Here is a 12,060-nt window from a genome sequence, read left to right on the forward strand (position 1 = left end):
TTCTTTAAAACTCATTTAATTTGCGTTTCAACTCCTGAACCTTATCCAATCTGTTTTTGCGGGTATAGATATCAATCAGCAGTTTAATGGTATTCTTATGATTGATATTGATTTCATGGGCCTTAAGCAGTGAGAATTCTGCACGGTTGATCATGGAATTAAACTGGCGCGTATTTTTTGCTTTTAAGGCATCATTGGCATTCTGTATATAAACCAAGGCCAATTGATATAGTGCATCAAAATAATTATGGTCAATTTCCAGGGCTTTTTTATAAGCCAATTCTGATGTACCGGTATTTTTTAATTGGTTTTGTTGTAGGTAACCATAAAGGTAATACAATAGTTTGCTTTGTTTTTCTGTAGTTAACGAAGCTTCTATGGCTTTTAGCGCCCTGTCGTACTGTTCGTTATCCAATAAGAGGTTAATGTAGTCATTGGTCAAAAAAACATGATATGGGTTGATTTTTAAGCCATCTTCAATGGTTTTAATGGCCAGTTCATTCTCAAATTTAGAGGCATAAATGCTGGCGATGTTCTGATAGACCGTAGGATTTTTAATGCCATTTTCCTTGGCCCTTAAAAAATAGGCCAAAGCATCGTTATACAGTTGAAGGTTTTGTGCGCATATGGCTACATTGCTGGCCAATAAAGTATCTTTTGGCATAAAATCGCTTACATCCTTGAGTAACTTAAATGCGGTGCCAAAATCATTTTGGACAAATGCTTTTGAGCCTTCCCGTTGCTTTTTGACATTGATGTTGTAGGTGGCTGCCTTGATCAGCTCGGTATTTGATTGGAATTTATCCAGTTTTATGGCATTTTCCAAGGCGTCTGTGGCAAACTGGAAATATTTATCGGAATTGACCTCGTTTTCGTCGATAAGGGCTACATAAGAAGATAAATATGATTTAATAGCCCATGTTTCGGGCCAGTTTTTTGTTTTTTTATCTTTTTCGGCTGTTTCAAGAGCTTTGATCCCCTCTCCTATAATGGTCAGTTGCTTTTTGAAATCGGCTTTTTCTGCAATACTTATGTGTAGCTTGGCCAAGCTGTTGTTGGCAATTTTAATTTGGGAACCTTGTGCAAATACGCAAATGGTAAAAAGCGAAAAAATAAAGGTCAGTGGAAATATCTTGGGCATCATCCTTATACTTTTATACAAAGAAAACAAAAAAGGGAGATAAAACTTACTTATCTCCCTTTTATAACTCAAATTATTTAGAATTATTTCTTTTGAAGGGCATCTAGCAATTTTTTAGTCTCTTCGTAATTCTTGGTGTCGTTTTTAAAGCCGTAAACCTGTTTCAAGGCTTCTAAGGTATGGGTGGCTTTAGGATCAAGCTCTTGTGCTTTTTTATAGTAAGGTAAAGATTGATCAATTAACGCCGTCATCTTGGTCGTTAAAGCATTGTATTCTTTTACTTTCTTTGCATCTAATTTTACACGCTCATTTTGCACATTAAGGGCTTGTTTGTAATAGGTTTCGCCCATTAAGAATTGATAGATGGCTTTCTTAGGATCTTTGGCAATTAATTTGCCTAATGAAGCCTGCGATTTTTCAATTTCGCCCCTAATAATATAAATATCAGTCTGGGTGCCTACAAAATCTGGATCATCTGGATATTTTACCAAGGCTTCATCAATGGAAGCTAGGGCTGTTGTGGTATCTTTTAAGTTAACCAATTCGATGTTGATGACCTCCAATAAAAGATTTTTAGCTTCAGGAACATTAAAGCTTACTACTTTTTTGAAATTTTTAACAGCACCTTTATAATTGCCAGCCTGTTTTGCGGCAACTCCTGCATTTAGGTACATAGAGGTGTCTGTTGGATTTTTCTCCGTAATTTCAGTGAAAATTTTAAACGCAGTAGCAAAGTCCTTTTTATTATAAGCCCTAATTCCTCTTGATTGGATGGCATTGTTAATGTTGATCTCTGCATTGGCCAAGTTATCTTTCTCCTCTCCCTTTTTATCAAGGGTTTTGGCTTTGGCCAGCGCTTCTTCTGCTATTTTTTGTTTAGCAATTGAATTTTCATTGTTAATGGTATCCAACAAGGCAATGGCCGAAGAAAAGGAAGCCCTTAAGGTCCAGGCTTCTAGGCTTTCTTTGGTCTTTTCATTTACAATGGCATTGTCCGTGTTTTTCAAGCCTTTGTTTAACAGGTCCAAATTTTTGGTTAAATTCTGACCTTGATTCATGGCCTGGAAAATTCCCCAAGTTTTCTTGGCTTCTGCAACTTCCGTCTTTTGTGCGTTTACGTATGTAGAAGCTCCTAATAAAAATATACTTAAAATTAACTTTTTCATTTCTATTCGAATTTTTAATCTAATATTTAGTTTTCAGGTTTATTTTCTTCGTTAGTGGTATGGTTATCATTATTTGTTTCTTCTCCGCCAAGTTCTTCGATCTCTTCCTCATCTTCATGGTCTATTCTGGCCACAGAAGCGATTTCATCGTTTCCTTTTAGCGTAATCAACCTTACTCCTTGTGTGGCCCTTCCCATTACCCTAAGTTCACTTACGGCAATTCTAATGACAATACCAGATTTGTTGATGATCATTAAATCGTCAGCATCGGTTACATTTTTAATGGCTACAAGGTCACCTGTTTTATCGGTAATGTTAATGGTTTTCACGCCCTTACCACCACGATTGGTTACACGGTAGTCTTCAATGTCGGTACGTTTACCATAGCCTTTTTCAGAAACGACCAATATGGTGGCTTCACTACTTTCTACGGCAATCATGCCTACTACTTCATCTTTATCATGTCCCAAGGTCACCCCACGTACGCCTGTAGCCGTTCTGCCCATTGGCCTCACCGTGCTTTCGTTAAAACGGATTGCCCTGCCCGAACGTAGTGCCATGACAATTTCACTGCTTCCGGTAGTTAAACTGGCTTCCAGTAATTGATCGCCCTCGTTAATGTTAATGGCATTGATACCGTTTACACGCGGACGTGAATAGGCTTCTAAAGAAGTTTTCTTAATGGTACCTTTTTTGGTACACATAATGATGAAGTTATTTTCCAGGTATTCTTGGTCTTTTAGGTTTTTGACCTTGATATAAGCCTTTACTTTTTCTTCTTTAGGAATATTGATGATGTTCTGCAATGCTCTTCCTTTACTTTGGCGACTGCCTTCTGGAATTTCATAAACCCTTAGCCAAAAACACCTTCCGGCTTCGGTAAAGAATAGCATATAGTTGTGGTTGGTGGCAATCAACAGGTGTTCTATAAAGTCTTCGTTTCTCGAATCGCTTCCCTTGGAACCTTTTCCTCCACGTCCCTGCGTACGATATTCTGAAGCAGGTGTACGTTTAATATAGCCTTCATGAGAGATGGTAATCACTACTTCTTCATCTTCAATGAAGTCTTCCATACTCATATCTTCGGCAGAGTACACAATGCTCGTTCTACGCTCGTCACCATATTTCTCCAGCATTTCTGCCAGTTCATCTTTAATGATCTGCATACGTAGGCTTTCATCGGCCAATACTGATTTCAAATACTCGATGGTCTTCATCAATTCTGCATATTCATCCTTGATCTTGTCGCGCTCCAGTCCGGTTAACCTACGTAAGGTCATGTCTAAGATGGCACGAGCTTGAATATCGCTCAGGCCGAAAGTTTCCATTAAGCCAGTTCTGGCTTCTTCTGGTGTATTCGAAGAACGGATGAGCTTGATGACCTCTTCTATATGATCAAGGGCAATGAGTAAACCCTCCAAAATATGTGCACGTTTTTCTGCCTCGGCCAGCTCGAACTTGGTCCTGCGAATTACGACATCATGCCTATGGTCAACAAAGTGATGGATGAGGTCTTTTAGGTTGAGCAATTGCGGGCGGCCATTAACCAGGGCAATATTATTAACACTAAAAGAGGTTTGAAGGGCAGTTTGCTTAAATAGATTGTTTAGTACAATACTGGCATTCGCATCGCGTTTGATTTCGTAAACAATACGGATGCCATCTTTATTGGATTCGTCCTTAATGTTAGATATGCCCTCTAGTTTCTTCTCGCCAATCAGCTCTGCTGTTCTTTCGATCATTTGAGCTTTGTTCACTTGGTAAGGGATTTCGGTGACAATGATACTTTCGCGGTCCCTATTGCTTTCTATTTCGGCTTTGGCACGCATCACAATACGTCCCCTACCGGTTTCAAAAGCTTCTTGTACGCCGGTATAACCATAAATAATTGCACCGGTTGGGAAATCTGGTGCCTTTACGAATTTCATCAATTCGGCTATGGTAATTTCCTTATTGTCAATATAAGCTATAGTGGCATTAATGGCTTCGGTAATATTGTGGGGCGCCATGTTGGTAGCCATACCCACCGCAATACCCGATGATCCATTCACCAATAGGTTAGGTATTTTTGCAGGAAGCACAGAAGGCTCCTGTAGCGAGTCATCAAAGTTCAGTTGGAAATCGACCGTATCTTTATTGATGTCGGCCAACATATCCTCTGCAATTTTTTGGAAACGGGCCTCTGTATAACGCATTGCTGCAGGCGAATCGCCATCGATCGAACCGTAGTTACCTTGTCCTTCTACCAATAAATAACGTAAGCTCCAAGGTTGGGCCATACGTACCATAGTCATGTATACCGATGAGTCTCCATGTGGGTGGTACTTACCTAGCACTTCCCCTACAATACGGGCAGATTTCTTATATGGTTTTCCGTTGCCAAGACCTAAATCCAACATACCGTATAAAACCCGACGGTGCACTGGCTTTAAGCCATCGCGTACATCAGGTAATGCCCTACTCACAATAACCGACATGGAATAATCGATATAAGCAGATCGCATCTGCTCATCTATATTAATTGGAATAATCTTGTCGTTCTCTTGATTTTCTAAATCTTCTGCCATAAAACAATTTACTCGTTAAAAACGAAATTAATTAGCTATTGATATAATCTTGCGAATTTAACAAAATAAGCTACACTTTACAGCCCTTTGTGGAAAAGTTTTGACCAATATGAAAATGCAGCAAATGAAGCTGGTATTAGGTAAAAAAATAGGACACCTTATACTTGCTCATGAGGAATAAAAACCATGAGTTGTTGAGGTTTAATTTTTAGTTAAATTTTGCACAAAGTTTTTAATGTTCGGCACAAATGATGATATTTAGCTGTCATGATTGTTTCAGAGAAAACCCTAAAATGGGCATTGAGTTTGTATCCTCCTTTGTTATTTCAGCGAATATGGGTGAGGAAATTCCATCCAGGATTTAGAGGGGTCGACGTAAAGATTACGAACAGTTTCTTGAACAGAAATTACAATGGTTCTATTTTTGGTGGTACCATTTATGCCGCTACGGATCCTTTTTACGCTATTTTGTTTGATCAGTTGATGCAGCGCAAAGGACATAAATGCAGGGTGTGGCTTAAAAGTGCGTCTATCCAGTATTTAAAACCTGGTCTGACCAATCTATATTTTACCCTAACCATTACCGACGAGATGATCAAGGAGGCTGAGGCTTCATTAAATGAATATGGGAAATTTGTGAAGGCCTACCCTATGGAATTATTCAATAAACAGGGCGAGCTGTGCGCTACGGTGATGAACGAAGTTTATCTGCGTACCAAATTCCCGAATGAAAAACAACGTGTAGCCATATAATTTTAAATGCTGAGCTGATGAATATTAAAAGATTGATTTTAGCAGGTGAAAATGTAAGCTTGGATTTCAAGAAAACGATCAGCAATTGCGAAAAAATTGCCAAAACACTCGTGGCATTTGCCAATAATAAAGGAGGCAAGTTACTGATCGGGGTGGCCGATGATGGCACGATAAAGGGCGTAAAAGCTGAGGAAGAGGAAAAATACATGATCACCAGGGCCGCACATCAGTTTTGTAAACCTGCCATTGAGCCATCTTTTGAAGAATATTTGGTAGATGATAAATTGGTTTTGGTGGCCGAAATTCCTAAAAGCGATACCAAACCGCATTACGCTTTAGATGAACAAGGAAAATGGTGGGTATATTTCAGGGTGCAGGACAAGAGCGTGCTGGCCAGCAAAATACTGATAGAAGTCCTAAAAAAAGATGGGGAAAACGAAGGGACTTTCATTGCTTATTCCGAGCAAGAGAAAGCCCTGTTGGAATATTTAGGTGCAAACGGACGAATTACCCTGAAAGAGTTTAGCAAATTGACCAGGAGCGCCTACAAAAAAGCACAGAAAATTATCGTCAACCTTATTTTATCGGGTATTATTTTACCGCACATTACGGAAAAGGAAGAATATTACGTCATGGCCGATTTAGGTGGAAAGTAAAAAGCATTAGTTTATAAGTTCCCACTTAAAATTCCGATTTTTGTGGAATGTTTACGTATTCCGTCGCAAAGTATAAATCTTACTATAAAGACAACCTTATTTTAGCCCTACCTATTGTATTATCACAATTGGGGCATACCTTAGTACACATGGCCGATGGAATGATTGTTGGCCACTTTGCAGGTACGGTACAGCTGGCCTCGGTTTCTCTGGTAAATAGTTTGTTCATGCTCATTTTAGTGTTGGGCCTGGGCATTTCTTACGGCTTAACGCCTTTAATAGCACAAGCCAACGGTAGTGGCCACAAGAACGAATGTGGCAGACTCCTTTCCAACAGCTTGCTTATTAATTTTGTGGCCAGCCTTATCTTGTTTGCGCTGGTGTTGCTGGTTTATTTTAAAGTAATTGACCATATTGGGCAATCGCCAGATGTGGTCTTACATGCCAAGCCCTATTTAATGTACATGGGTATTTCGATATTTCCATTAATGATTTTCCAGGCTTTTAAGCAATTTACCGAGGGATTAGGATTTACCAAACAGGCCATGTTAATTTCTATTTGGGGAAATCTGTTAAATGTCGTTTTGGGAATTATCTTTGTTAGAGGCATGTTTGGCATTGTTCCTATGGGGGTTAAGGGTGTAGGATTAAGTACACTGATAGACCGTGTTTTAATGGCCGTTGCCATGGGGGCCTATGTTTTTAATGCTCAAAATTTCAAGGTGTACCTTCCTGATTTTAAACTGTTTTCTTTTGATACCTCAAGAATTACTAAAATTATAAAACTGGGTGCTCCGGTAGCTATGCAATATGCTTTCGAAATCAGTGCCTTTAGTGGTGCAGGCATATTGATTGGAACCATTGGTAAGATTGAACAGGCGGCCCATTTTACAGCACTTTCTTTGGCAGCGTTCACTTATATGCTAGCTACAGGTATTGCTAATGCGGCTACCATTAAAACCGGAAATAATTTTGGAAGCAAAAACTATATTGGTTTACGCTTATCGGCCATTGCCAGCTACCATGTGGTAATCGTATTCATGTCTATTACGGCGTTAATTTTTATGTTGGCCAACCATTACCTTCCCTATATTTATACCAGCGATCAAACGGTAATTGGTATTGCGGCACAATTGCTAATTTTGGCAGGCTTCTTCCAACTTTTTGATGGAACACAGGTGGTTGGTTTGGGTGTACTTAGGGGCTTGGGCGATGTAAATATGCCTACTTTCATTACATTTTTATCGTACTGGGTAATAGGGATCCCGGTAGGTTATTTGCTAGGCTTTCCATTGGGCTGGGGCGTTAAAGGAATTTGGTACGGTTTAACTTTAGGACTACTTACTGCCTCTATCCTACTCTTTATCAGGTTTCAGAACAGAACAAAGAAATTAATTGCCAATGAAGAAACTGAGCTTCATCAGCATTAAGTTGCATATTTAGCATTTTATTATTTTTGCAGCTATGAACAAAGTGCTGGTTTGCATCGCCTTTCTTTTGAGTTTTCTATTGTTGATCTCCTTTAAATCTCATGAATGGATGAATGGTAGTGGTTTACTGGACGATTCTTTAAGAAAAATATATGCAAAACCCAGTCAGGATTGGCCAAAGCCCAATGTAGAGGCTAGTGTTAAATTTGAAGAACTGGCTTCTTTATCCTCTACTCCGCTCGATTTATCTAATGATTCGATTAAAAAAGTGATGGAGTTGGGTAAACTGCTATTTTTCGATCCGCGACTTTCTGGTGCCAACCAGATTTCTTGTGCCTCCTGCCATACTCCAGCAATGCATTGGTCTGATGGAAAAGAAGTTTCTTTGGGGCATAACGAACTGCCCAATATTCGAAATGCACCATCTTTAGAAAACGTTTGGATTTATTACAGTTTCTTTTGGGATGGTAGGGCCAATACTTTAGTAAAACAGGCCGAAGGTCCCATTTCTGCACACCATGAAATGAACCAAGATTTAAAATTACTGCCTAAAAAACTTGGCAGGATAAAAGGATACGAGCCTTTATTTATGGCGGCATTTGGCACGGCCAAAATCACCAACCAATTGATATTTGAGAGTTTGGCCACTTTTCAACAAAGTATTGTAAGCGGAGAAACACCGTTTGACAGGTTTTTAAATGGGGACAAGGCGGCATTGACAGATGAGCAACTGGTAGGCCTGCACTTGTTCAGGACCAAAGCTCGATGTATGAATTGCCATTATGGGGCTTATTTCACCGATAAAGAATTTCATAATATTGGATTGACGGAATATGGCCTGAAAAACCAAGATTTAGGTTTGTACCATGTAACCAAAAAGGTAGAAGATATAGGTAAATTTAAAACCCCTGGTTTACGTAATGTGATGAAAACCGGTCCCTGGTTTCATCATGGAATGGTTAAAAGTATGGATAGCCTGATGGTTTTGTACAATATGGGTATGCCTGAACATATCGTTTTACCAGGCCAAAAGGATGATCCTCTGCTGCCAAAAAAGGATAAATTAATTAGGGGGATTATGTTGAGCATAAGGGAAAGAAAAGCCGTCATCGCTTTTTTGGAAGCATTGTCGTCTCCTCCTGTGATCATAAAAGTAGACCAATTGCCTAAATAGGCCACTACATATGTTCGCTATCGTGCTTTTCTGGTTTTAGCTCTTTTTGGTTGAGTTCTTTTTCCAGTTCTTTTTGGTCTTTCTGATTTCTTTTGATGATGAAATAAACAAAACCTAAAATGGCAACAATAGCTACTGCGATAAGAATAAAATTAATCTTCATTATCTCTAATTTGATATAACAAATTTAACTTAAGTAAATTAAGTGACTATTAAGTAGCTGTTAAACTTTATCTTCAATAGAAGATATACAAGGCTGGGTCAATCACAATTAAAAAAGCTCCTTCTGTTCCTCTATCCTATTTCTCATTTTAGGTTCGTGGAAATTAGAAAAACCAACCCCTATTAACCTTACTGATTTACCGTCGAAATCAGCGTTTTCAAGTAACGTTCTTGCCGCCTGATAGGCCTCATTTTCATCCGTAATGGGCTGTTCAAAAGAAATGCTCCTGGTGATCTGCTTAAAATCAGCAAATTTAACCTTTACGGTTATGGTCCTTCCGTAAAGTTGATATTGGCTAATTCTCCTGAAAGCCGATTGGGTAATTTGCAGTAAGCGTTCATATAACTCGCTTCCTTTATCTAAATCATAACTAAAGGTATCTTCAGAACTGATTGATTTGATTTCACGATCGGGTTTTACAGCCCTGTTGTCAATACCCCTTACAATATGATAGAAGAACTTGCCCGATTTGCCAAACAAGATGGCCAAACGTTCTTCACTGAGTTTCTTAAGGTCGCTACCTTTGCGTATCCCCTGCATTTTCATTTTTTCGGCGGTTACCTTTCCCACCCCATGGAATTTTTCGACGGGAAGTTTCTCCATGAACTTCTCTATTTTAGAGGGGCCAATGAAAGTCAGCCCATCGGGCTTGTTCATATCAGAAGCTATTTTAGCCACGAATTTGTTGATGGAAACACCCGCCGATGCTGTTAAATGAAGTTCGTCTTTAATGGCTTTCTTTATTTGTTCGGCAATGGTAATGGCAGAGCCGATTCCCAATTTATCTTCCGTAACGTCTAAATAAGCTTCGTCTAAAGAGAGTGGCTCTATCAGATCGGTATATCGGCTAAATATTGCTCTGATATGCTTGGAAACTTCTTTGTAAGCCGAAAAACGTGGGTAAACAAAAATGGCATAGGGACAAAGTTGCTGCGCTTTTTTTGACGACATGGCCGAACGAATGCCGTAGGTTCTGGCTTCGTAACTGGCGGTAGCGACCACTCCTCCTCTGCCCTCTGGTGATCCGCCAACCACCACGGGCTTGCCCCTCAATTCTGGAAAATCTCTTTGTTCTACTGAAGCATAAAAGGCATCCATATCGATGTGGATAATTTTTCGAATAGGTCGGACAGCTGTTTCCATTATTTTAGCAAATTGTTGTCATAAGCCCGATTAGCCCAAAATTGATAATGCTTTCCGCTAAATTTTGTGCCATTAAATACCAAGTGGATAAATCCGTTCTTTTCCACCAAAATCGTATGAAGTATTTTTGCTTCCGGATTTTTAATCAATAGGAATGCTATATTTTCCGATTTATTTTTCCATACCTCTCGATCATTTTCATCTTTATATTTTAACTCAAAGGTAGTTTGAAGATCTCTTGCCATTAACTTACTGCGATATAATGTACCACCTGTTGCCGATACCAGTGGTTTACCGTTATAAACGACCACGCTATCGTTATACGCAATTACCTGTAAAAACTTGTTTTTTTGTTGTAGCCAGCTCTTCAGTTTGGCCAAGTGCTTTTGGGGCTCATAGCCATAAGTGGCCTCTAAAAATACTATTCTTTCGATATAATTGGGCAGTATTTCATAGGCATTGATATAGCCAAAGACAAAACTTCCACCACCACTATGACCACTTAGCGTAATTTGAGGCTTTAAAGCTTGATATTTTTCATAGATCTTATCCACCATATTTCTAATGAGACGATCGCTATGCTGGTATTGTCTTCGCCAAGATGGCCAACTTTTATACTTGTTTTCTGCGTAGACAATAATGTAATTGGTACCTTGATCGGTCTGACGAACAAAAGCACTTTGTGCACCTATGTGTTGGATGTTATAATGCCAATCTTCAGTGTCGTCTACTTTTTTTCCAAAGGTTTGTGCAGTTGTATTGCCATTGGGAAGTGCATAAATGACAATCTCGGTTGGTTTTTGGGGGTAAATAATGGGCTCGTCGATACTAAGCGTAACACCGCTGTCCATCTGAATCTGTACTAAAGAATGAATTTTTTGTTGAAATGCAGTTTGTGCCTGTAGGCCAAGCGAAGCAAATAAATAAAAAGCCAGTACAAGAAGCCTCATCATCCAAATTTAAGAAACTGTTTAAACTTTGTTGAGCAGAAGTGTACTTATTTTAGTCTATTGAATGGAGATGCCATTGCAGCTTGTCTTCTTATTTGGTTTTTGGCTTTCTGCCAATATTCAATACGGCACCTACGCTAAATACAGAGTTCCCGGCATTTAAAAACTTTCTGCTCTTTAAACCAAAATTGCTTCCACTGGTATATTGTAGCTGCACCTCGTCACTCAGGATCATTCGGGTAAAAAATACGGGCTCTAAAAAGATGTTATCTTCATTGGGCTGTAGCACACCATTCCTGTAAAAGTTATCGGTGTTGATAAAACTTAAACGCCAAGCGGTACCATAATTGAGACCGAAATTAATACCGAACAATTTTAGGTTGCTTATTCTTTTTGAACTGTAGTTCACCTGAAAGAACTTTTTGTTGTAATTTGCCTCGTAGTGGTCGGTGCTCAATATGACATCATCTTGATCCAACTCTCTGAACGTTCTTTTACTCTTTCCGGTACCTACACCTGCATAAATTTCCAAGATCCTGTTGTTTTCTGGCCCAAATGTTTTAAAATATCCTCCCCCTATCTCAAAAGCTTTATGGTTAATGTCTTTTTTGGTGTTTTCAAAGTTCATAAAACTTCCGTTTGCCATTACTGCAAAGTTTTCGACTAGGGCATAAGCAGTATTAAAATTGGCATTTCCCCTTAACGAAATATGGGCACCTCCTGCAAATTCGCCTTTGGTGGTCAGCATTGGGGTATTGGGTACACTTGGAATATAGATGGATGAGCAACTGCCCAAAAGTAATACAAGCGCAAAGGATAGGATCGGGTTAAATTTTAACTGCATAGATTTATTATTA

General features: G+C 39.1%; 11 protein-coding genes. 4 read left to right on the forward strand and 7 right to left on the reverse strand.

The genetic code is table 11. The features are described from left to right. Window positions 1-4 precede the first annotated feature (4 nt). From JHD79_RS08930 to gyrA, 3 genes are all read right to left on the reverse strand, one after another. Entirely contained in the window at window positions 5-1,144 is a 1,140-nt protein-coding gene (locus JHD79_RS08930; protein WP_233164619.1) for a lipopolysaccharide assembly protein LapB, read from the reverse strand. A gap of 80 nt (window positions 1,145-1,224) precedes the next feature. Next, window positions 1,225-2,307, reverse strand: a complete 1,083-nt coding sequence (locus tag JHD79_RS08935) for a lipopolysaccharide assembly protein LapB (protein WP_199118885.1) — start codon at window positions 2,305-2,307, stop codon at window positions 1,225-1,227. Between the two features lie 26 nt (window positions 2,308-2,333). After that, entirely contained in the window at window positions 2,334-4,874 is a 2,541-nt protein-coding gene (gene gyrA, locus JHD79_RS08940) for a DNA gyrase subunit A (RefSeq protein WP_199118886.1), read from the reverse strand. A 267-nt stretch (window positions 4,875-5,141) separates the two neighbouring features. On the opposite strand from gyrA, the gene JHD79_RS08945 reads away from it, so the two are divergent. Genes JHD79_RS08945 through JHD79_RS08960 form a run of 4 tightly spaced genes read left to right on the forward strand, consistent with a single transcriptional unit; the run spans window position 5,142 to window position 8,887 of the window. Then, a complete protein-coding gene (locus JHD79_RS08945) occupies window positions 5,142-5,627 on the forward strand; it encodes a DUF4442 domain-containing protein (protein WP_199118887.1) in 486 nt (161 codons plus the stop codon). A 17-nt stretch (window positions 5,628-5,644) separates the two neighbouring features. Then, window positions 5,645-6,283 (forward strand): helix-turn-helix domain-containing protein, encoded by a 639-nt coding sequence (locus tag JHD79_RS08950; RefSeq protein ID WP_199118888.1) that lies wholly within the window; start codon window positions 5,645-5,647, stop codon window positions 6,281-6,283. A 47-nt stretch (window positions 6,284-6,330) separates the two neighbouring features. Beyond that, a complete protein-coding gene (locus JHD79_RS08955; RefSeq protein ID WP_199118889.1) occupies window positions 6,331-7,713 on the forward strand; it encodes an MATE family efflux transporter in 1,383 nt (460 codons plus the stop codon). A gap of 34 nt (window positions 7,714-7,747) precedes the next feature. Continuing rightward, a complete protein-coding gene (locus JHD79_RS08960) occupies window positions 7,748-8,887 on the forward strand; it encodes a cytochrome-c peroxidase (protein ID WP_199118890.1) in 1,140 nt (379 codons plus the stop codon). A 4-nt stretch (window positions 8,888-8,891) separates the two neighbouring features. Here JHD79_RS08960 and JHD79_RS08965 read toward each other — a convergent pair whose 3' ends face one another. The 4 genes from JHD79_RS08965 to JHD79_RS08980 form a co-directional block, all read right to left on the reverse strand. Beyond that, complete coding sequence (locus tag JHD79_RS08965; RefSeq protein ID WP_199118891.1) at window positions 8,892-9,050, reverse strand: hypothetical protein; 159 nt, start codon at window positions 9,048-9,050, stop codon at window positions 8,892-8,894. 108 nt (window positions 9,051-9,158) lie between these two features. Continuing rightward, complete coding sequence (gene dinB, locus JHD79_RS08970) at window positions 9,159-10,253, reverse strand: DNA polymerase IV (protein WP_199118892.1); 1,095 nt, start codon at window positions 10,251-10,253, stop codon at window positions 9,159-9,161. Beyond that, window positions 10,253-11,206 carry a hypothetical protein gene (locus JHD79_RS08975; RefSeq protein ID WP_199118893.1) on the reverse strand — a complete coding sequence of 318 codons (954 nt, stop codon included), beginning with the start codon at window positions 11,204-11,206 and terminating at the stop codon, window positions 10,253-10,255. The genes dinB and JHD79_RS08975 overlap by 1 nt, the downstream gene beginning before the upstream one ends. A gap of 88 nt (window positions 11,207-11,294) precedes the next feature. Further along, window positions 11,295-12,047, reverse strand: a complete 753-nt coding sequence (locus JHD79_RS08980) for a hypothetical protein (RefSeq protein WP_199118894.1) — start codon at window positions 12,045-12,047, stop codon at window positions 11,295-11,297. Window positions 12,048-12,060: the final 13 nt, after the last annotated feature.

Origin of the sequence: Pedobacter sp. ASV28, from assembly GCF_016428855.1 — a bacterium.
Taxonomy (GTDB): Bacteria; Bacteroidota; Bacteroidia; order Sphingobacteriales; family Sphingobacteriaceae; genus Pedobacter.